Genomic DNA, 21,532 nt, shown 5'->3' with positions numbered 1-21,532 from the left:
GGTTTGAATTAGTCGTCAGTCGTCGTTTCGCGTGCGGTTACGTCAAGATTCGCTGCTCCGTCGCTACTCCAGTCGAACTTTCGCTGGAAGTACAGTGCGACGTTGACCAGCGCAAGCAGGACGGGTACTTCGATGAGCGGGCCGACGACGGTCGTGAACGCGACGCCGGAGCCGACGCCGAACACCGCAACGGCGACCGCGATTGCGAGTTCGAAGTTGTTCGAGGCGGCGGTGAACCCGATGGCCGTCGTCGTCGAGTAGTCCGCGCCGATGCCCTTGCCCATCCCGAAGCTCACGAGGAACATCACGACGAAGTAGATCGTCAACGGAACGGCGATCAGGAGCACGTCACCCGGCGAGGCGACGATGTTCTCGCCCTGCGTGGCGAACATCACGATGACCGTAAAGAGGAGCGCGACGAGCGTAAGCGGGTCGATCTTCGGGACCAACGTCTCGTCGTACCACTCCTCGCCCTTAGTTCGCGTGCCGATATATCGCGTGAGGAACCCGCCGACGAACGGGATGCCGAGGAAGACAACGATCGCTTGGAACACCTGCATCGGCGTCACGTTGAACGTCTGGATGCCCGCGACGAGTGTCTCCATCCCGAGTAGTGGCGGGAGGAACAGCCCAAAGAACCAGACGTACACCCCATACGTGATGATCTGGAAGAGGCTGTTGAACGCGACCAGCCCGGTAACGTACTCAGTCGATCCCTCTGCAAGTTCGTTCCAAACGAGCACCATGGCGATACAGCGGGCCATCCCGATGAACACGAGGCCGAGGAAGAACTCGGGGCGAGCGGGCAGGCCGGGAACCAGTCCGCTGAAGAAGACCACGGCGAGCCCGAACATAAGCGTCGGCCCAATCAACCAGTTCTGAACGAGGCTCAACCCGAGGACGCGCCAGTTACTGAATACCGCGCGAAGTTGCGAGTAATCGGCCTTCGCCAGCGGCGGATACATCATCGCGATGAGCCCGATTTCGACGAGGTGGAAGTCCTGAATGGGTTGGGTCACCGACGGGGCGACGAATCCGAGTCCCACACCGACGACCATCGCACCGAGAATCCAGACGGTGAGGTACTTATCGAGGAAGTCCATTGACCGCGGGTCGCCACAGCTCTCACAGTCGCAGTTCGGGCCGTGATCGTGGGCGTCGGCGTTACTCATCGGCGTTCACGCTCCCCTCGAGGACGGTGACAAGCGCGACAGCCCGGTTCGTTGCACGGTACTTCTTCCATCGGCCGTCCTTTCGGCTCTCAGCTAGTCCTGCATCGACGAGCTTCGAGAGCGCGTGGCTGAGGCCGCTTTCGGTCACGTCGACGACCGCATTCAGTTCACAGACGCAGAGTTCCTCCCGCGCAGCGACGAGGACGCGGACGAGTGTATACCTCGTGTCGTTGGAGAGTGCCGAGAGCACATCGAGTTCAGCATCCACTTGCGCTGTCCCGATTGCGGCTTCGAGAGTGCTGAGTTCGTCGAGGCGGCGCTCGACATCCTCGTTGCGACACTCCCCGAGTTCATCATCGAGATACCGCCGAAGTCGGTCCGTAGCTTGTGCCATCGGTTTTGATTTGAATAGAGACTCAATTAACGGTTTCGGATGAGAGGGCTAGTTAGCATATAGAGAAAGAACATAAGGGTATAACCCCACTATCTGGGAAAAGTGGAAAGGACTATAGTTTAGTAAATACTAAACTCAGATATGGAATCAAACTCACGGGGCGACGCACAGTTAGCTCGGGCCAGTATGACCAGCCGAAAACAGCGTGACGGAACGGAGTTCATTGCCGGATACGGGAAGAAAACTGGTGAGTCAGACCTCCTCTTTATTGAGGGACAACTCCCAGAAGATGGAGATCGAGTTATGAGCGATGAGCCGCCTACCCGACAGCTGGAACGGTGCTTACAGAATCTTGAATCGCAACTGGAACGCCACAGTAGAGAGATGAACGACGTTCTCCAACTCACTCTGTATCTCGCCGAGATGGACGCGTACGAACAGGTGAACGACACCTACGAGCAGTACTTCGATGAGACGTATCCGGCACGCACGACTGTCGGTGTTTGTGAATTACTCGGCGGTGCCGCAGTAACCGTCGACGCCGTTGTCGCTATCGAATAGTTTCTGAGAACCGATACCGCTAGTTCAAACGAATGTCGGTATCCTCGGTATTGAGTCCTTCTTCGAGCTTTGCTTTCCATTGATCCGGAAGAAACCTATTTATCCGGGCTGTTGAAAGCCTCAATCGGTGATAGATTTTAGTTGCCTTGGTAAATACCGTGCGTGGGCCGTGTTTAGACGATGTGAATACGTCGATCGGTGGCTCTGGAGGGTGAATAGAATTAGGCCGAGAGTGTCTCTCTATCCAATCTCGTTTTTTTCTGCAAAGACCGTAATGGCGATCTGCATCACGTCTAAACAAGGCCAGTGCGCGAATGTGGCATGAGGTGGAGGCCGACTACGAGAATCGCTAATCGTTAGTACAGACAAAGTATTTTGTGAACGAAGAAGCCATTAGAAGAGTATTTGACCTTCCACAGGGATTTTGATATTCTCCACAAATCTTGAAATATGAGACGCCGTCAGGTACTCCGACTTAGCGGTCTTGCATTAACTGTCCCGTTTGCTGGCTGTACTTCGGTAGTAGGAACAGAAGAGAAATCAGAGTTTACGGTGACAAAAACGAGTGGAATACCAGTCAAAAAACGTATAAGTGAATTTGCTCGCTCATACCCCGGTCAAGCGCCCTTTACCGAGGTCGTTTTGGGTGAGAAGTCAAAAACAGCCGATAATTCGCATGGAGTAGAGATTTATAACGATTGCGAGAATCCGGTCGAGATCTCGCTAACGGTCAATAGAGGGTCGGATGAAGGAACACTAGTATTTGAGGGCGAGGGGACCATTTTAAATGGCGAATACCTGGTGATTGTTATTTCGGACCCTACGACGTACATCCACAAACTCGAGACAAGTGGAGAAGGTGTGAACCTTCAGAAAACCTTTGACGTGCCACAGAGCGCGTGGAATACAGCCCCGAAAGAGAATAAAGGGATCAGTCCAGAACATAACATCCATATCAATAAGGGCAAAATCGATGTAAGATTCGTCGGGGAGGAGAGATGAACGTAGCGGTCTCAGCGGAATACGAGATATCGACGGGGAAAGTCCAGGAAGTGATATTCGAGAGTATCAAACTGACTCGAACATCCATCACTCAGTCGGGGAGTGGGTCCGTTATGAAGCGACGTAAGGTCCTATCTGTAACGCTTTCATCCGTCTTCTCTGGCTGTTTCGAGAGAGACAGCCGACCAGACGTGCGTCTCGATTGGATTCGAGAAGTCAAACGCGATTATCGATCTACACGTGACGACGACCAGAAAATTCGCGCGTCAGCCCGTGACGGGATGTTCGTCCGGTGATCAAGCATCGATACTTTTCGCCGCTCCACGAGGCGTGGAACTCTCGGCTCGACGCCGACCGCTACGGGTAACGTAGTCAGAGCGAGACGGTGAACTCTCATCTCAAACAGAAATACGGCACATTCGTCCGCCCCCGACGCTCGTGGAGGTAGTTCCGTGAACTCGCTATTGGCTGTCTCACCTACGACATCGACGAGGTGTTCTGAACGTCAGATAGAGAGCAGATAATCGGGACTGAACTGGCGTTGAGTTCATCATAGTGATGCTGCACGGAGGTCGCGTCGAAGAGGTCTGCTCGATGCGTGGCTGGCTTGCGCCCTATAATTTCTATTACCAAATTCTATATGATTAGACTCATCTTCTGGTATTCATGGCCCCTCTCGGAACCATCGCCCTCGGAATCACTGTCTTGTATATGGTGACTACCTTCGTTATGAGTCAGGACATTCGTGACAACACCCGAGAGATGGTTGAGCTACTGGAACAGACGGGTGAGGATACTGCTGACAGTTGACTGCACCGTCGATACCGAGTCCGATGCTGTGTCTACCAATCAAGTGTCTCGCCAGACGAGCCACTGACCGATTCGCACGGTGTTTCTTCCACGAATGCAGGCGACCTATCCAAATCTTGTCAGCTGTGCCGTGACCGACTCAGAGAATAGATGCAGCAGTCACCTCTGCATATGTAGACGTGTGCTGTCTATCTCATTCTGGATGCTGCTTCCCGACACCATAGTGACCGGCCTTCAGAAGAAAGTACACCGTCGTCCCGCCCATCACAGTTGCTGGAATTTGCTTACCAAGGAACAAAAACATCATCATCGTCACGGCACCGAACAAGAGCGTGCTCATCCACGCCCACGTCCATCGCTTTAGGAGGCAGATCAGCAGAAGGCCCCACAAAATCGGAACCCCGAAACCCCACAACCACAAATTGACACCACCACCTACTACTGAACGTAATACGTCGTCCAATTTGAGCCAGCCCCAGAAGACCGCACCGTACATAACTAGTGCGACAACGGCGTGATTGCTTGTCTCAGTTTCTTCAGCACCCCTCGACGTGGCCAACTCAGTCATATTTGGAAGTAGCCCTTTGGCGTAAAAAGATGGGTGTTCCCCGTCTGGTGACCCGAAATAACAGTCGTATCCGACACCGTTTCCTGTATCATTCGTCAGCCGTTTTCTCGGTTACTGGCAGGTACTTCGACTGTGCGGCCATATGAAGTAGTCCGAACCCGAGTCCCGCGACTGCGAACGACCAGAAGAACGATGCCTCACCGGGTCCGTAACGGGCGTAGCTATAGTTCAGTAGCAAGCCGACCACAGTCAGGGCGAGGAGTATCCACGACGCGGAAAGTTTCACCTGTTCGGCACGGGGGATTGAGAGGCTCCAGTAGTGGGCGAGTTTCCCAGCAGTATTGAGGGTGAATGCGCCAGCGATCATGACGGTTCCACCCCAAACGACTGCGACCATCTCAAGGAGATTACCAATGGCGAAAAATCCCATGCCGAAAAACAGGCCAAGTCGGCTCCATCCTTCAGCAGTGCTCGGATTGACGTACGTACGCGAATCGTTTTCCGGCTGTCGTGTAGTTGGTTCTGTATTCGTCATGGTCACGCTCCAGATGCTGGCAAAAACGGGACGGTCAGCAAGCCGAAGTTGACAGCTCCGGTGACAGTGAGAACCGCTACTGCCGCCACCACGAGCATAGTGTCTCCACCGTCGAATTGCAGGTCGTGGCGGAGCTCCCGTCCCTCGTTCGAGAACGAGTACCCGCGCATCGTCAGCACCGACATCATCGTGTTCGACCGTTGGAGGACCGTCATGAACATCGGGACTGCCAAACTCGGCACGTTCTTGGCGAACTTGAGTGGGTTCCGCGTCTCGATCTCAAGGCCTTTGACCTTCATGCCGTCCATTATACGGAAGAGATCACTGATGGTGACGTAGAATAGCAGGAAGACGTACTCTAACGTGAAGCAGAGGAGTTCAGGAACGCTGAGCTTCCGCAGGCCGTCGGTAATCTCGGTGAGTTCCATCGTGGTGAAGAGGCTGGCGCTGACGAGGAGTGCGGACTGCCAGGACAGTGCGAGTTTGAGTCCAAAGTCGAAGTTGCCACCGAAGGCCGTGCCGCCGGCTACCATGCGCTGGATGGCCGGAAACGCCAGGATTCCGAGCACGTTCACCAGTTGCAGAGCCAAGAGCGCGCCGATCCACTTGGGGGGAACGCGAGCGAGTGCGACCATCCCGAGGCCGATGCCGACCGACACCACCATCCACTCCCAGGTCGGTGCAACGTACATATACAGGAGCATCGCCACGAACACGCCGAGTTTCGCCCGCGGGTCACGGCGGTGGAGCCACGTATCGCGGTCGTTGTAGACGACCGGCACGCGCCGCTTCATCCTGACACCTCCACGCGCGAAGCAAATTGTTCGACGAATTCATCGGCGGTTAACGCCTCGATACCGACCTGCCGTGCGAGCCGGGCGGGACGAGGCGGAAGCAGATGCCGACTTGTCAGCCACTCCCAGTTATCGCGGTCGAACACTTCTTTCGTCGGTCCCTGCATCGCGATAGACCCATCATCAAGAACCGTGATCGTATCGGCCACCTCACAGACGAAGTCCATATCGTGGTCGATGACGACGACTCCTTTCCCTTGGTCAGTCAATCGGGAGATCGTCTGCTCGACGTGGCGATGAGCTGTGGCGTCTACACCGGCAACTGGTTCGTCGAGAACCAGCACGTCCGGGTCGGGCATCAACGCGCTCGCCATGTTCACCTGCCGCCGCTGGCCGCGTGGCAAGAACATGGGGTCCTCGTCGAGTTGCTCCTCGTCTAACCCGACAAGGCGACGCACGTCCTCCACGCGGGAATCGATGAATTCCTTGTCGTAACGTTCACGCTTCGAGAGGCCCAGCAGCCCGGTTTTTTCGTACTGGCGCTTTTCGAGCGGAAAACGGAGTTCCGCTTCGACGGTCTGTTCGGAGAGTTGTTCGTCGGGGTTCTGGAGGGCGATGCCGACCGTTTCTGCAACGTTGCGCGCAGTACGGCCCTCAGTCGAGTCGCCGTCAACGGACACCGTCCCTGCCGTCGGCTCGAACAGGCCAGCGAGAAGTTTGCTGAACGTCGTCTTCCCGGCACCGTTGCCACCGATGACCGCATGAACCTCCCCCTCGTGGACGGTGAAGTCCACTTCATCCACTGCCACCTCGTCGGTACCGTACTCGTACCTGGCACCTTCGACGCGGACGAGCGGTTCGCCGAAGTCCGCTGCTTTAGGGATGCCCCCATCCGGTGCTTGCACCGTTACATCCGATCCTCGTGAATTAGCGGTGCGATGACGCTCAGACGCGTCGAGGAACTCGCCCGGCGTCAGCGGGTTCCCAGCTAACCCGACATCGTTCGCAATCTCACAGCAGACCGGTGGAGCGACCCCGATCCGCTCGAAGAGTTCCTGGTCTCGAAGGAGGTCGTCAGCAGGGCCGAATGCGACGCGCTGACCGTCGTTGAGGACGAGCAGTTTGTCGGCAATGCCGACCAGCGCGTCAGGGTCATTTTCTGTGACAACGAGCGTCTTCTCACCGGCAAGCGACGCGACGAGGTTCCCGACATCGTCGCGGCCCTCAGGATCAAGCATGTCCCGTGCGGTGTCGAATATCATTACCTCGGGGTCGATGGCGAGTGCGGCAGCGATGGCCAGCCGCTGCTGTTGGCCGCCAGAGAGTTCCCAGGTGAACTTGTCTTCGGTGTCGGCCATGCGGACCCGTTCGAGCAGGTCACGCGCATGCTCGGTCGCCTCGTCGCGCGGAATGCCGCGGTTCACCAGCGGTGCGATGACTTCGTCGATGACCCGAACCTGGGTGAGTTGGGCGGCGTAGTCCTCGAACACCATTGCGACCTTGTTGTCGTCGGCCTCGCGTGGGTCGCGTCCGGCGACAGAGATGTCACCACTGGTCGTCCCCCCGGTGTTTTGGGGTGCGAAACTGGCGAGACTCATCGCCAGGGTCGTCTTCCCGGCTTCGACCGGCCCGACGACACCGAGTACCTCACCCTCGTCGACCTGGACCGTCAGGTCCGACAATGCAGGGTCGTCCTGCGTCGGGTACGTGAACGTGAACGAATCTACGCTAAGCATCTATTCCCCCGTTCGCTCGGTTTGTCGGATTCATGGTACAGAAAACTGCTATCGCGTCAGTTGGATTGCTGTGCGGCGGGTGCCATCATGCGCTTCATGCGACCCTGAAGCGCGGAGACGACGGGGATGAGCGGAATCGCACCGAGGATAATACCGTGGGTGACCGTGTTGCCGGCGAGTGCCGTCAGATACACGGACATCGCGTCGCCCGAGACAAGGATTAGACTCAGCCCCTCGATGGCAAACTGTATGAACGCGCCGAGCACGGCACCAATGGTGAGCTTCACCTTGTTACTCGGGTCTTTCATGAAGTATCCCGCGACCGTGAAGCCGACAACGTAGCCGGTCCAGCCGAACGGTTCGTCCGGTTCGATGCCCTCGAAGAAGTCGAGGATACCTTCTGCGAGGGTTGCGCCGACAGCCGCCGCGATGGTCGGCGTCCCCCATGGGACGAACGCGATGACCGTGTATACGACGAAGAACGCCTTCCAGTCGATGTCCGGAGGAATCTCGCCCAGACCCTCACCGATTGCTAATGCCCCTGCGAACAGTACCGCCGTGAGCCCCGCGATGACCACGAGATTCGTCAGTTCCACGTCGGTCGTGAACGCGGTGGATTTGCCCCGCGTCGACTCCGTTGTTTGAGCCATCACCGGGTAGTCACTTGGTGAATAAAAAGAGCATTGCTATGAGGGATTAGTTCCTTGCCGTACCCAGACATAACGAACAGAACCGAACGTACCGATATATAGTATCGTTTACTCCTACCATTTACTATTTGACTTCCCGCAATCCCACGCAAATTTTCTAGACTGAAACTGGACGATAGTTTTTAGTGTACATCGCAGATTGGGACAAAATGGAGGCGGAGCTACCAGTATCTTCTTTAGATATGACCCCGTCGAAATACGATATGCCATTTGAGGCAGTTGGACAAGTGATTCTTACGGTAACGGTTCTTGGAGGTCTTGCCTTCCGTGAACAAATCGCGACACGACTTGCGTCACTTGAGGGCGCTCATAGTTCAAGTGACTTCGAATACAGTGAGTAATGTCTTATCCATCCGGAGTTGTACGCCCAACTCTAACTGCCCTCAACAGAATTGAACATCCATTAGGACTGACAAGGTACAACTGAATGAGATTGACCACTATAGTCGGGGTTTTGACGCTGTAGGTTACTGACCGTCATCAACAAGGCCAAGGATACTGCGATTTCACCTACTGCCACTCCGAGAGTGCAACAAACGCAGACATATTTGCGGTCAACCAGGTCTCCATCCGATTACTTCCGGTCAACTCCGGCGGATGTATCGTTCCCCGATCTGGTTGCTCGTGGTATTTCACGATGGTTAGACGCAGGTCTAGAGTCGGTTGTGCCGAGACTGATTTTACCGGATCTCTCGTAGTGTTGGCGTAATCGTCCGTGGAGCCGGACCAATCGTCGGTCGTGAGAGGACGTTCACTCATTGGGTGACTTGACTGGAAAACTGGTTGTTTCATAAATAGCTGCTGCTAATTGCTCATTGTACCACTATATTGCCGAAGGGAATTGGACAACTTTGTTGGATTATTTGAGTGGAGCGCTTTTTTCAGTGCCGTGGAGAGCAACCATGCAGGACGACATGTTGGTGGAGCGTGAACCGCTTCCATGAATAGCGTGTCGAGAATCGTAGTGCAGCACGGCGAGCCAGCATCATAGCCCGTTCAACGAACCGAAGGAATCGTGACATCGACAGAGCATCCATTTTCTTCAGCTACTCACCAGTCATATTTGTCAGCAAGGGCTTAAACAAGGCCAGTTATCCAGAGATTTGTCGCCAGTAGCGATTGCAAGAGTCGTTTCGGCGATTTACTTCTGTTTTCGCTCAGAGCGTATTATACTCGGACCACAATATACGACTATATATCCGTCATTCTTAGTATACCGGTATAACCAAGACTATAGGCCCTCGTACAACTCATATAAAGACGCTTATTTACTATCCACCCTGTTCCAGTTGATGGCACAAGATTCGGAGCAGTTCTCAGATGTCGTATCGCGTCGGAAATTCCTGCTCACGTCTGGAGTGGCTGGGGTCGCTGGCCTCGCTGGATGTACCGGTAATAGCGACACGTCGGACTCGTCTGGCAGCGAGAGCAACAATGGGGGTAACGAAGGCAATGATGGGAGCACTGACGGGAACGACAAAACCACCGAGTCGCAGACTTTGTCCGGCGATATCCGCATCTCCGGTAGTAGTACGGTTTACCCGGTGGCCCAGGAGGTTAGTCGTCAATTCCAGCAGGATCACTCGGAGGTCGGTTTCAACCTGACTCGGGACGGGAGCTCCGGTGGGTTCAAGAACGTCTTCATCCCCGGCGATAGCGACATCAATAACTCGAGTCGTCCCATCGCAGACAAAGAGGTACAGCAGTGTCGGGACAACGGTTTTGAGCCCGTGGAGTTCTTCATCGCGCAGGACGCGCTCACTATCATCGTCAACAACGAGGCCGACTTCATCGACTCGATAAGCCTCGAAGACCTCAAGACAATCTGGTCGCCGGATACTGCCCCGAAGATGTGGTCGGACGTCAACTCCGACTGGCCGAACGAGCCGCTCGACCTCTACGGCGCTGCGACCACCTCCGGCACCTTCGACTACTTCACAGAAGCGGTCGTCGGCAAGGAGGGCAAGATCCGCGGGGACTTCGAAGGTACTGAGGAAGACGACCTAATCGCGCAGGGCGTGCAGGGCAATAAGTACGCGATGGGCTACCTCCCGTTCGCCTACTATACGAACAATCCCGACTCGGTGAAAGCACTCAGTGTCAGCGAAGGCGGGAGCAAGCCGGTCGAACCGAGCCTCAAAGCTGCACAGAGCGGGAATTACCCGCTAGCCCGACCGCTGTTCTTCTACGCCAACATGAACAAACTCCAGCAGAAGAACCATCTACAGGAATTCGTCCGGTTCTACGTCAACGAGGCCGACGAGGACTACATCGCCAACGAGATCGGCTACGTCCCGAGCAGCAAGCAGATGGTCGAAGATAACCTGAACAACCTCGAAGCTGCGATCGCCGGTGAGTACGAGTTCAGCCGATAACTGTATCCGACGTTTTTCTCCAAATAACCGAACGACCGCAGATTTCGATGTGAAGTTTTTACCGCTGAACACGCACTCCGGTCCTCACAGCATCCTTTATCGTCCTGAAGAGTCGATTTGTCGAAGGGGATTAGTCTACGACAGACACCATTGTATGGTTAGTCGCAAGAGTCCCATACAGGCCCTTCGGGAGTATATAGTGATATATAGAGTAATATAGTCAAACGGGAAAAGATATAGGGGTCATACTAAGAGATATATTTGTCCTCAGTCTTGGCTCAAGTGATGGCACAAAACTCGGGGAATTTCTCCGGCAATGTATCACGACGGAAATTCCTTCTTACTGCTAGTACTGTCGGAACTGTAGGTGTCGCTGGATGTACAAGAGGCAGCGATACAAACGGAACGACGACCGACAGTAATGGAAACAACGGTACTAGTGAATCAGAAGCCCTATCTGGGGATATCCGAATTTCGGGGAGCAGTACCGTTTACCCGATTGCCCAAGAGGTTAGTCGACAGTTTCAACAGGATCACTCGGAGGTCGGTTTCAACCTGACTCGAGACGGGAGCTCCGGTGGTTTCAAGAACGTCTTCATCCCCGGCGATAGCGACATTAACAACTCGAGTCGTCCCATCGCAGATAAAGAGGTACAGCAGTGTCGGGACAACGGTTTCGAGCCCGTGGAGTTCTTCATCGCGCAGGACGCCCTCACCATCGTCGTCAACAATGAGGCCGACTTCATCGACTCGATAAGCCTCAAAGAGCTACAAACGATTTGGTCGCCGGATACGGCACCCAAGACCTGGTCGGACGTCAACTCCGATTGGCCGGACGAGCCGCTCGACCTCTACGGCGCTGCGACTACTTCCGGCACCTTCGACTACTTCACCGAAGCCGTCGTCGGCGAGGAGGGCAAGATCCGCGGGGACTTCGAAGGTACCGAAGAAGACGACCTCATCGCGCAAGGGGTTGCAGGAAGCAAATATGCGATGGGGTATCTCCCGTTCGCCTACTACACAAACAACCCTGACACGGTGAAAGCGCTTAGTGTCAGCGAAGGCGGGAGCGAGCCCGTTGAACCGAGTCTCAAAGCTGCGCAGAGCGGGAACTACCCGCTGGCTCGACCACTGTTCTTCTACGCTAACATGAACAAACTCCAGCAGAAGAACCACCTGCAGGAGTTCATCCGGTTCTACATCAACGAGGCCGACGAGGACTACATCGCCAACGAAATCGGCTACGTCCCGAGTAGCAAGCAGATGGTCGAAGATAACCTGAACAACCTCGAAGCTGCGATCGCCGGTGAATACGAGTTCAGCAGGTGATAGGCGATCGGTCGTCTGTAACGGAATAACCGACCAATACACCATCTCAAAATGAGTAACGAAATGCAACCGGACACCAATTCATTACAACGGAATGAGTTTGTTGTCCGGAAGGAGCAACTGTATAGGGCATTGATAGCGGGGTGTGGGATTTTGACGATTCTCGTAACGGTCGGAATCGTTCTCTCGCTTTCTGGGAAGGCGTTTACGTTCTGGGCGAACGTCTCACCGATCGAGTTCTTTACCGGCACGAAGTGGAGTCCGATTATTAGCCAGTCGTACGGGGTACTTCCGCTCGTCAGCGGAACACTCATCGTGACGTTCTTTTCCGCATTGATCGCACTGCCAGTTGGTCTGGCTGCCGCGATATATCTAAGTGAGTACGCGAGCGAGCGAGCGCGATCAATCCTCAAACCGGCGCTCGAGATTCTCGCTGGCGTTCCGACGGTAATCTACGGCTATATGGCACTCGTGTACATCACACCGCTGGTAGACAGCGTGCTTCCGCTTTCAGTTCGGGTACTTCCGCCCGGACTCCCAGTCGTACCGGAGTTCACGTTCATCATGCCGTCGCTACGCACGTTCAACGCGCTATCTGCAAGTATCGTCGTCGGGATCATGATAATCCCGATGGTCTCCTCGATTAGTGAGGACGCTCTCAGTTCGGTTCCGGATAGTCTTCGGGAGGCCGCTTACGGTCTCGGTTCGACTAAGTTCGACGTCTCGACGAAAGTAGTCGTTCCCGCAGCAACCTCCGGAGTCGTCGCATCGTACGTCCTCGCGCTCTCGCGAGCGATCGGTGAAACGATGGCCGTAACGATGGCGATGGGCATGAGTCCACAAATGCCCTACTTCCCGAACGTACTCCGTAACTTAGCCGAGTCCAGTCAGACGATGACTGCCGCGATCGTCCAGATTGCGGGAGCCGACCAGACGCCCGGAGCGACGTACGAGGCGATGTTTGCCATCGCCATGACGCTGTTCGTCATCACGCTGGGGATGAACGTCCTCGCCGAGCTAGTCCGACGACACTTCAGGGAGGTGTACGAATAATGGCGGCCGAAGAAGACACGGCGAGTCAGTTGCGCCAGACCTCCCGTCTACGTTTCGAACACCTGAAAGGGCGGCTCTTCGAGGCGGGACTGGTCGGTGCGACGCTACTCGGTATCGTATCGCTACTCGTACTGTTCGGATACATCGCGTTCGACGCGTTCAGACCCTTGACGGCATCTGTCCGGTGGTACCTCCTCTACTTCGGGACGCTCGTCACACCGACCGCCGCGTTCACCCTTTACGCACGCCGTCGTCCGGCAGTGCGGGCCGCGAATGCGAGAGCGTTCGCAGTCATCCTCGGCGGTCTCACCGTGAGTTGCGTTTCGTACGTGGTGGCTGAAGCACTAAGCCCGTACGACATCTTCGTCTACGCGCTCTTTGGCGGTGTTCCCCCGATTCTAGTAGCACTCTACGGTCGGACCACGGACGATAACAGCTACATCGGGCCTGCGATTCCCGTCTCGATACTCGTCGGTTTCGGGGTCGCAAACCTCTTCTACGGAACGATTCGTCCGCTTGTCGACATCCTCGCGCGATGGATCACGTACTTCGGCGTGGTCACCGTCCCAGTCGCCGTGATTATGGGAGTCGTCGTGTCGCGTCGCTGGTCTCGTCAGCGTGGTCTCTACGCTGCCGGGGCCGTAATCGTGACATCCCTTCTCGTCGCTGTCGGTGGAATCGCGCTCGGCATCGACCCGTCGTTCTGGATCGTTCTCTCCTCGGCGTTGGTCCTCCCGACTGTTTACGTCGTCGGCGAAACTGTCGCAACGGACCCTGAGGGGCGAATTGGTGTCCTCGGTCCCTTCGTCGTCATCGGTGGAATCGTCGTGGGGGCAGTCCTTGAACGCCAACTCGGAATCGAGGGACTCGAGAGTTACGTGACGCCCACGCTCCTGTTGACTTCGTGGAACGGACTCGATGCCGGTCAAGCAGGAGTCTATCCGCAAATCGTCGGCTCGATCATCATCGTGGGTTTCATGGCGCTCTTAGCGTTCCCAGTTGGTGTCGGCGCTGCGGTTTACCTCGAAGAGTACGCAGCGAGTACTGGTTGGAGCGGGCGACTCGCAGCACTTCTCGAAGTGAACATCTCGAATCTTGCTGGTGTCCCCTCGGTCGTCTACGGGATTCTGGGACTGGCGCTGTTCAGGAACACGCTCGGATTTGGTACCGGTGTCGTCATCTCTGCGGCAGGGACACTCGGCTTGCTCATCCTGCCGATTGTCGTCGTGTCCGCACAGGAAGCGCTCCGATCGGTTCCGGATTCGCTACGTCAAGCCTCCTACGGCATGGGCGCCAGTCGGTGGCAGACGCTCCGGAACGTCGTACTTCCGGAAGCAGTTCCGGGGATACTCACCGGGACGATTCTCGCACTTGCTCGGGCTATCGGCGAGACAGCACCACTAGTCATCATCGCCGTCGCAACGACGAAGTACTCACCGCCAGAGGGCATATTCTCGTCCGCGACGGCACTCCCACTGCAAATCTTCGCCGCTCGCAGTAACGTTAGTGCAGCGTTTAGACATGGCGTGGTTCCAGCAACTGCCGTGGTGCTGCTTACCCTGATGCTGGTGATGAATACCGCTGCAATCGTAATTCGAAACCGATACGAAAGTGACAACTGAGGAAACTACAATGAGTGATACCGACACGACTCCGACGATATCGACAGACGTAGAGGATTCGACTTCCGAACGAGAAACCCGACCGACACCGGACTCAGATGAAGCGGTTATCGAGTCTCGGAATCTGAGCGTCCATTACGGAGATGTACAGGCACTTCAGAGTATCGACCTCCAAATACCGAACCGACAAGTGACCGCAATCATCGGGCCATCTGGTTGCGGGAAATCGACGTTCCTCCGATGTATCAATCGGATGAACGACCTTGTCGAGGCTGCAACAATCGACGGTAAACTACTCTTCAATGGGACCGACGTGTACGAGGAGGATATTGACCCCGTCGCACTGCGACGTCGGATTGGAATGGTCTTCCAGCATCCAAATCCGTTCCCGAAGAGTATTTACGATAACGTCGCCTACGGCCTCCGAATTCAAGGTATCACGGACGACATGGACGAACGGGTCGAACAGGCGCTCAAGCGTGCAGCGCTCTGGGACGAAGTCAAAGACCAACTCGATAAAAGCGCACTCGACCTCTCCGGTGGCCAACAACAACGTCTCTGTATTGCTCGGGCGATTGCAGTCGATCCCGACGTCCTCCTCATGGACGAACCGGCATCTGCGCTGGACCCGATAGCCACCTCGAAAATCGAAGACCTCATTGAGGAACTCGCCGAGGAATACACGGTCGCCATCGTCACCCACAACATGCAACAGGCCGCTCGAATCTCCGATAAGACGGCTGTCTTCCTCACCGGTGGTGAACTCGCCGAGTTCGGCGATACACAGAAGATCTTCGAGAATCCCGACAGCCAGCGTGTTGAGGACTACATTACCGGCAAATTCGGATAATAGCTGTGTCACGCCCAATACACCAGCGATCTCTCGGTGAATTCAGAGGTGACGTTCGAGAGCTTGAACCACTCGGGTTACGCCAACTGCACCGCAGTTTAATGTCTCTCAGAGTGGCAGAGACAGTCTCAAGCTCGGAGATTGTCGGCAGTAGTGAGGGGACTAAACGGCGATGTCTCGAACAAGAGATTAGCCACGAGGCTAACATTGCCGTAAAGACCGCCTACCTAGCCGGAAATGGTTCGGACTTGATTCACTGATATGGAAGCACGAAAGGTCCAAAAAGTCGGTGGTGGCACGTATACGGTCTCGATGCCCGTCGACTGGGCAGACGAACACGACATCGAAGCGGGTGACTTATTGTATCTCTATCCGCATCTTGATGGATCACTCACCATTCGACGGAATGAGAAGGACCAGAGTGAACTTTCGAACGTCGAGATTGTCCTGACGGATTCAGAAGTATCGACAGCTAAGCGGATGTTCCAGGCTGCTTACACTGCGGGTTTCGATAAAATTACTCTGTATCCAGAAGATATCTTTACGAGGAAACAACGGCAAGCGGTTATTTCTCTCTCACGAGAACTCACTGGTATCGAAGTTGCTGAGGAATCAGAGTCTCAGATAACCGTTCAAGGGCTATTGGATGCGAGTGAAGTCTCGATCCGCCAGTCAGTTATCCAGCTCCGATTCAACACACTGTCGATGCACGAGGCAGCTATTGCCGCCTTCGCTGGAGACGCTACTGAAGTAGAGTATATTTCACGGCGGGATGACGAAGCGGACCGTGTCTTCCAGCTAATCACCCGTCACTTCAACCGCTCTCTCAAGGATTTCGACGAGCTAAATCAACTCGGGCTCTCCCGACGGGAGTTGTTTGCGTATTATTTCACGGCTCGTCAGCTCGAACGGGTAGCGGATCACGCCGTCAAAATTGCGAATGTGGCGAGTCGCTATGATGGCGAGATCGACGAAGAACTACGGTCAGAGGTCCGGTCCCTTGGGTCCGACTCTCGACAAATCGTCGAAGACTCCACAGATGCTGTGATCAACGATTACTCTGCCGGGGAAATCCATTCTACTCTCAACTTCTGTAACCGAGTTACCGAGGACGTATCTGTCATAGACGAGGCTCTAGTAGACCGAACGCCGAAAGAAGCATTCGTCGTTACTCGCGTCCTTGATAGCATAGATCGAACAGCGAAATACGGAAAGAACATCGCCGAATGTGCGCTACAAAATTCCCTTTGGTCGTAACACAAATATAACATATAAATTAGGGGCGCGAGGAAGCCTAACTCACTCGGGGGTCATCCGTCCCGAATACTCTACTTCAATTTGAGCAGCCGAATTACTGAGCAAGCCCGGCGCTCATTCTTATCTTGACCACACCAAACGCGACGGCCAGCAACGAGGCGACCGTCTGGAACCAGCCGCAATGTCGAGAGCTTTCTCCATCTCACCTATCCCCGGATAGAGCGACTTCGCTTCTGGACGAAATGGTTGATCGTCTCCCATCTCACTTCAAACTGGTAGCAGTAGACCATCACCGAGGCTATTGGAAGTTTGACTTTGACTGTAATTAGACTCTCATCGTATTCTTGGGAGAAAGATCTATAGAGATTTCCGTCGCGGGGGATACTCCTTAATCTCCTGTAGTATCTTTTCTTCATCCGGTATACGACGATTCAAGTCGCCGGTACAGGCACGAACCCTCGCCCACAAGTTCGCCGCCTGCGAGCGCGTTACTGCTCATCCAGTGGACGGTGAAGACGCTTTTGACGATCTCAGCATTGGTGATGAGCTCACTGTCGCAAGCATAGTGAAGAATCCAATGTAAGTCGAGTATTTCGTTCGCGTATTCGGCTAGGACGTATCGTAGTTCCCCACGTCTCTTGAACCGCCATGAGACTGCTACCAGACCATTCTCCGATAACAGTTTAAGTCAAACCTACACACGTCTGAACATGGCGCAGGAACAGGCAGAGGCGGCAGGACCAATTGATGCGTTCCGGCAGTTTTTCGCACTTCAGCGGGACGTGTTGGTACTCTCGCTGGCGATGTTCGCATTTAGCTTGGGCTTTCAGATGACCAGCCGGTTTCTCCCTGAGTACATTGTCTCTCTGGGTGCGTCCGGGTTCGTCGTCGGACTGTTCGGAACCGTCGGTAACATTATCTCTGCGGTTTATCCCTATCCCGGCGGCGCAGTGTCAGACCGCATCGGCTCACGGTACGCGCTCACCGTCTTCGGACTCCTCTCGACGCTCGGATTCGCCTTCTGGTTACTCGCACCGAACATCGGAACAATAGCGATTGCCAGCATCACAATCGAACCCTGGATTTGGATTTTCGTCGGCCTCCTCCTCGCGCAGGCGTGGAAATCGTTCGGCCTCGGTGCCTCCTTCGCCGTCGTCAAACAGGCCACCGACCCCTCGCAGTTGGCGTCGGGATTCGCGAGCACGGAAACGTTCCGACGGACGGCGTTCCTGATCGGTCCTGTGCTGGCGGCGGTCCTCATCGGCTTCCACCCCGAGTTCACCGTCAGCTTCCAGTACGTCCTCGGGGTGGCAGTCATCTTTGGAGCACTCGGAACGATCGTCCAGCATATCCTCTACGACGCCAGTTCCGATACCATTGGTGACTCCTTCGAAGGTATCGACCAGATTCGGCAGGACCTACGAGATATGCCGGATGAACTCCGGCCACTCCTCGTTGGCGACACGCTCGTTCGATTCGCTAACGGAATGGTCTACGTGTTCTTCGTCCTCGTCGTCACTCAGTTCCTCCAAATCGGCTTCGAGACCTCCCTCTCACTTGGCGGACTCACCTACGGCATCGACCTCTCGCCGGAGGCGTTCTTCGGGTATCTGCTTGGCGTGGAGATGCTCGTCGCACTTCTCGTGATGGCTCCAGCAGCCAAGGTAGCCGAGTACGTGGGGCTCAAACCTGTCGTCGCACTCGGGTTCGCAGTCTACGCTATCTTCCCGATCCTGTTGATAAACGTCCCTGCGAGCTCACTCGTATTGATTCTCGTGTTCGCGTTCTCCGGACTCCGGTTTGCAGGGTTACCCTCTCATAAGGCACTGATTGTCGGACCCGCCGAACAGGGCGCCGGAGGACGAGTGACAGGGGCGTACTATCTGCTCCGGAATACAATCGTCATCCCGAGTGCAGCGCTGGGCGGGTATCTGTGGGAGTTCGTCAGCCCGGAGATCGCGTTCACCATTGCCACTGTGATCGGCGGAATTGGCACCGTCTACTTCCTGCTATTCGGTGAGGACTTCGAGGCGTACCGGTAACCGACAGAATCGCCTTCCTCATCGTGGTCGCCCGAATGTTCGGCACCAGTCAGGTCTGACCGAGATGTGAAATCAAAAACGCGCGGAGGTTAGACTATCCGCTCGCCGAGAAGCGGCGCACCGACGGCGCCCCCGGCGGCAGTTGCTGCGCCGACGAACGTCACTACGAGGGGAGGCTCCAGCGCATAGATCACGCCGAAGACGGCAGCTGTCACTCCGAGAACGAGAAATCCGGTGACCACTTCTTGGCGATTGGTAGGATGTGCTGGCGTCGAATCGGCGATGCCGCGCCAGACCAGCCATCCGCCGACCGCACCGCCGACCGCTGTCACACTGTCAAACGTAACTCCGAGAAGCAGCCCGACTACACCAATTACGACCGCCACGAGGAGAACCCTTCCGGGATCAACACCGTTGTCGGCCAGTCGGTAGAGAACCCAGAGTACGACCACACCGATCGCAGCGCCGACGACGATGTCGACCAAATAGTGAACGCCGAGTGCGAGTCGTGAGAAGGATACAAGCGCAACGACGGCTCCAGCGATGCTCAGTCGTGTGCGGTATGACCCCCAGTTAAGCACGAGGGCCAGTCCGCCCCAAACCATCGTGCTCCCGAGTGCATGACCGCTCGGGAATCCCGGTCCGTAGGCAGTCGCCGTGCTGTGGAATATTGGTTCGATTACGGACGGAATCCATGCGATTTCAGGCGGTTCAGCGGCGCCCGGGGGACGGGGAAGCACGAAGATGTTTTTGAGGACACCGATGAGGGCGACGTACGTGAGGGCGAGCGCGAGCACGAACAGCCCCCGTCGCCGATCGATTCCCAATCGGGGCATCTCCTCTCCGGCGACGTAGAGGGTCCCGCCAAGGAGAAAGATGAACCAGACATCGGCCAGTTGGGTAGTCAACGCGAAGAAGACCACTATCGGTCCCTCTCGGTACGCTTGAAGCATCTCCGTGATTCCGAGACTTCGCCCGTTCCAAAACATCGATGTGAGAGTTATCGTCTCCACTTGAGTTCCAGTATCGCCCACCCGATACCCGTTATGGCTGCTATTAGGAGGGCAAATAACTGACTGACACCCAACCAGATCGGGGTGATGTACATCAGTCCGTTCAGGTACTTCCCTGGAAGCACGTCCTTGACGCCGATCCAGAACTGGTCGGCGAGTCCGCCGGTGCGGGAGTCAAGGTTCGCCCGTACCGCACTCGGTCCGCCGGTGCTCTCGTCGCCCGTACCGAGCCGTTCAGCTTCGTACGGGAACCCCACATGCGTGCTCCAGACTATCTCGCCCTGCTTGTTCACCTCGAAGACGCGGTTGCCGTTCGAGTCGGATATTAGGGTGTGACCGTTCGGCAGGCGGTCGGCATCGCGGACCCACTGTAACCGTGCGCCCTGCCATGTCCACGTCTGTTCCCACTCTCCATTCCGTCGCTGATACTCGACGACTCGGTTGTTCTCCGAATCGGCAACTAAGACAGCGGGGCCGCCGTTTTCTCTGGGAATGTAGTCCGGGTTGTGTTGCTCATTGAGTATTTCGTAGTTGTCCTCCTCGCCGAGCGTCCAACTCTCGTTGATCCGTCCCGTATCGCGGTCGATGAAGGCGACACGGTCGTTGTTCCGGACGCTAACCATGATCTGCTCCCCGTCGTTCACGAGTTCGACGTCGTTGATGTGTGTCCAGTCATCGGGGAACGGACCACCTGTTTTGCTCGCGTTGAACGTATTGGACGCGTTCCACATCCAGACGGTTTCTCCGCTCGTCTGGTTGACGATGAAGATACGGTCCAGATAGATGTCAGCGACAACGAAGTGCGACTGATTGATTCGGTCGATGTCGTGATACCGAGTTGCTTCTTTACCGGGAGTCTTCTGCGACCAAATTGGCGTGACTTCACCGGTGGTGAGGTTGACTCGTTCGACGCCATTCTGTGTGCAGGCGTTCGCCTCCTTGTGGTGAGCGTAGTACTCGTTCCATCTCTCCTCGCTCACGCCATACTTGGTGTAGTTCCACTTTCCGGCAGTCGGACAGTTCTTTCCCTTAATGTGGTCTGCGTATGCAGCCTCAACTGTTGCTCTTGTCCCGGAGACGGGGTCGACGTCCCAGTACCGGGTGTGGGTATCGTTGTAGTAGAGGATACTGCCATTCGACCCGTACGCGACGAGTTCGGCACGTCCCCGGGGACCATCGCCTTCGGCACCGAGCCACGAGTTTGAGTCCATCCCGATGACGGTGCCGTTGTCACGGTCGGGGACGACCTGCTCAGATCCATCGAGTACCTCTGTCTATGACCTCCCTTCGAATCCGTTATCTCCCGAAGATCCGGCCACGTAGGCGCTCGCGACGACGATCAAACATGCGACGATTACGACCGCGAACACTGCCCTGTAGGTTTTCATAGTTACCATTGTCTGAAGCTCAGCACTCCCACCTATGGCGAATTGACCCGTACGGCACTCCGAAGTCGATTCAGTAGCTCACGGTTCACGGTACTGATAGTTGAAGACTGTGGCCCTGTCGGTGAATGCTGGTGTTTTTCGCATCCCAGAACTGTCAGAGAAGGACGTATCCGAGGAGGATACCACCACCGCCACCCCCAAGGATAAGATACACCCCGCTCGTCCCGCGAACGAATAGAATGAACGTTACAGCAGCAATTGACATCCTCCCCGCGCTAAAGCGCGAGGATTCCTTCGTGGGGCGTCGGGCCGTCTAACGCT

Annotated in this window: 20 protein-coding genes and 2 pseudogenes; 11 read left to right on the top strand and 11 right to left on the bottom strand. The window is 55.7% G+C overall.

Annotated elements, in window-relative coordinates:
* Positions 1 to 8: 8 nt before the first annotated feature.
* Positions 9 to 1,172 carry an ACR3 family arsenite efflux transporter gene (gene arsB, locus NGM06_RS20925; RefSeq protein WP_248653200.1) on the bottom strand — a complete coding sequence of 388 codons (1,164 nt, stop codon included), beginning with the start codon at positions 1,170 to 1,172 and terminating at the stop codon, positions 9 to 11.
* Positions 1,165 to 1,566 (bottom strand): ArsR/SmtB family transcription factor, encoded by a 402-nt coding sequence (locus tag NGM06_RS20920; protein WP_248653201.1) that lies wholly within the window; start codon positions 1,564 to 1,566, stop codon positions 1,165 to 1,167. Before NGM06_RS20920 ends, arsB begins: the two co-directional genes overlap by 8 nt.
* Before the next feature lie 141 nt (positions 1,567 to 1,707).
* Here NGM06_RS20920 and NGM06_RS20915 point away from each other — a divergent pair, with 141 nt between their 5' ends.
* From NGM06_RS20915 to NGM06_RS20905, 3 genes and pseudogenes are all read left to right on the top strand, one after another.
* Positions 1,708 to 2,127: a RidA family protein gene (locus NGM06_RS20915; RefSeq protein ID WP_248653202.1), complete on the top strand. Its 420-nt coding sequence runs from the start codon at positions 1,708 to 1,710 to the stop codon at positions 2,125 to 2,127.
* Between the two features lie 450 nt (positions 2,128 to 2,577).
* Complete coding sequence (locus NGM06_RS20910) at positions 2,578 to 3,129, top strand: hypothetical protein (RefSeq protein WP_248653203.1); 552 nt, start codon at positions 2,578 to 2,580, stop codon at positions 3,127 to 3,129.
* Between the two features lie 245 nt (positions 3,130 to 3,374).
* Positions 3,375 to 3,577 (top strand): annotated as a pseudogene (locus tag NGM06_RS20905) (IS5/IS1182 family transposase); the annotation flags it as partial.
* Between the two features lie 555 nt (positions 3,578 to 4,132).
* Here the strand turns inward: NGM06_RS20905 and NGM06_RS20900 are convergent.
* The 5 genes from NGM06_RS20900 to NGM06_RS20880 form a co-directional block, all read right to left on the bottom strand.
* Entirely contained in the window at positions 4,133 to 4,507 is a 375-nt protein-coding gene (locus NGM06_RS20900; RefSeq protein ID WP_248653204.1) for a hypothetical protein, read from the bottom strand.
* An 88-nt stretch (positions 4,508 to 4,595) separates the two neighbouring features.
* Complete coding sequence (locus NGM06_RS20895; RefSeq protein ID WP_248653205.1) at positions 4,596 to 5,042, bottom strand: hypothetical protein; 447 nt, start codon at positions 5,040 to 5,042, stop codon at positions 4,596 to 4,598.
* Between the two features lie 2 nt (positions 5,043 to 5,044).
* A complete protein-coding gene (locus tag NGM06_RS20890) occupies positions 5,045 to 5,836 on the bottom strand; it encodes an energy-coupling factor transporter transmembrane component T family protein (protein ID WP_248653206.1) in 792 nt (263 codons plus the stop codon).
* The gene (locus NGM06_RS20885; RefSeq protein WP_248653207.1) at positions 5,833 to 7,572 is read right to left on the bottom strand and encodes an ABC transporter ATP-binding protein; all 1,740 of its coding nucleotides are present in this window, start codon (positions 7,570 to 7,572) and stop codon (positions 5,833 to 5,835) included. Before NGM06_RS20885 ends, NGM06_RS20890 begins: the two co-directional genes overlap by 4 nt.
* Before the next feature lie 56 nt (positions 7,573 to 7,628).
* Complete coding sequence (locus NGM06_RS20880; RefSeq protein WP_248653208.1) at positions 7,629 to 8,222, bottom strand: hypothetical protein; 594 nt, start codon at positions 8,220 to 8,222, stop codon at positions 7,629 to 7,631.
* 185 nt (positions 8,223 to 8,407) lie between these two features.
* On the opposite strand from NGM06_RS20880, the gene NGM06_RS20875 reads away from it, so the two are divergent.
* Entirely contained in the window at positions 8,408 to 8,623 is a 216-nt protein-coding gene (locus NGM06_RS20875; protein WP_248653209.1) for a hypothetical protein, read from the top strand.
* A gap of 169 nt (positions 8,624 to 8,792) precedes the next feature.
* Here NGM06_RS20875 and NGM06_RS24490 read toward each other — a convergent pair whose 3' ends face one another.
* Together NGM06_RS24490 and NGM06_RS20870 are read right to left on the bottom strand one after the other, a co-directional pair.
* Positions 8,793 to 9,041, bottom strand: a complete 249-nt coding sequence (locus NGM06_RS24490; protein WP_438267639.1) for a DUF7511 domain-containing protein — start codon at positions 9,039 to 9,041, stop codon at positions 8,793 to 8,795.
* Positions 9,042 to 9,187: 146 nt separating this feature from the next.
* Positions 9,188 to 9,319, bottom strand: a pseudogene (locus tag NGM06_RS20870) (IS5/IS1182 family transposase); the annotation flags it as partial.
* A gap of 255 nt (positions 9,320 to 9,574) precedes the next feature.
* Here NGM06_RS20870 and NGM06_RS20865 point away from each other — a divergent pair.
* The 7 genes from NGM06_RS20865 (at position 9,575) to NGM06_RS20835 (ending at position 18,810) form a co-directional block, all read left to right on the top strand.
* The gene (locus NGM06_RS20865; RefSeq protein WP_248653210.1) at positions 9,575 to 10,657 is read left to right on the top strand and encodes a PstS family phosphate ABC transporter substrate-binding protein; all 1,083 of its coding nucleotides are present in this window, start codon (positions 9,575 to 9,577) and stop codon (positions 10,655 to 10,657) included.
* A gap of 285 nt (positions 10,658 to 10,942) precedes the next feature.
* Positions 10,943 to 11,986 carry a PstS family phosphate ABC transporter substrate-binding protein gene (locus NGM06_RS20860; protein ID WP_248653211.1) on the top strand — a complete coding sequence of 348 codons (1,044 nt, stop codon included), beginning with the start codon at positions 10,943 to 10,945 and terminating at the stop codon, positions 11,984 to 11,986.
* Between the two features lie 63 nt (positions 11,987 to 12,049).
* Positions 12,050 to 13,039 (top strand): phosphate ABC transporter permease subunit PstC, encoded by a 990-nt coding sequence (pstC, locus tag NGM06_RS20855; RefSeq protein ID WP_379793599.1) that lies wholly within the window; start codon positions 12,050 to 12,052, stop codon positions 13,037 to 13,039.
* On the top strand, positions 13,039 to 14,661 hold the full coding sequence (pstA, locus tag NGM06_RS20850) for a phosphate ABC transporter permease PstA (protein WP_248653213.1): 1,623 nt from the start codon (positions 13,039 to 13,041) through the stop codon (positions 14,659 to 14,661). The genes pstC and pstA overlap by 1 nt, the downstream gene beginning before the upstream one ends.
* 10 nt (positions 14,662 to 14,671) lie before the next feature.
* Positions 14,672 to 15,511, top strand: a complete 840-nt coding sequence (gene pstB / locus NGM06_RS20845; protein ID WP_248653214.1) for a phosphate ABC transporter ATP-binding protein PstB — start codon at positions 14,672 to 14,674, stop codon at positions 15,509 to 15,511.
* Between the two features lie 261 nt (positions 15,512 to 15,772).
* Complete coding sequence (locus tag NGM06_RS20840; protein WP_254270636.1) at positions 15,773 to 16,768, top strand: phosphate uptake regulator PhoU; 996 nt, start codon at positions 15,773 to 15,775, stop codon at positions 16,766 to 16,768.
* Between the two features lie 710 nt (positions 16,769 to 17,478).
* Positions 17,479 to 18,810 (top strand): MFS transporter, encoded by a 1,332-nt coding sequence (locus NGM06_RS20835; protein WP_248653216.1) that lies wholly within the window; start codon positions 17,479 to 17,481, stop codon positions 18,808 to 18,810.
* A gap of 89 nt (positions 18,811 to 18,899) precedes the next feature.
* On the opposite strand, the gene NGM06_RS20830 is transcribed toward NGM06_RS20835, so the two are convergent.
* Both NGM06_RS20830 and NGM06_RS20825 read right to left on the bottom strand, forming a co-directional pair.
* Positions 18,900 to 19,823: a phosphatase PAP2 family protein gene (locus NGM06_RS20830; protein WP_248653217.1), complete on the bottom strand. Its 924-nt coding sequence runs from the start codon at positions 19,821 to 19,823 to the stop codon at positions 18,900 to 18,902.
* Positions 19,811 to 21,034: an arylsulfotransferase family protein gene (locus NGM06_RS20825; RefSeq protein WP_248653218.1), complete on the bottom strand. Its 1,224-nt coding sequence runs from the start codon at positions 21,032 to 21,034 to the stop codon at positions 19,811 to 19,813. Before NGM06_RS20825 ends, NGM06_RS20830 begins: the two co-directional genes overlap by 13 nt.
* Positions 21,035 to 21,532: the final 498 nt, after the last annotated feature.

Origin of the sequence: Halorussus aquaticus (assembly GCF_024218795.1) — an archaeon.
Lineage (GTDB): Archaea > Halobacteriota > Halobacteria > Halobacteriales > Haladaptataceae > Halorussus > Halorussus aquaticus.
Note: the sequence above shows the minus strand (reverse complement) of the source record. Positions and strands in the feature narration are given on the sequence as shown.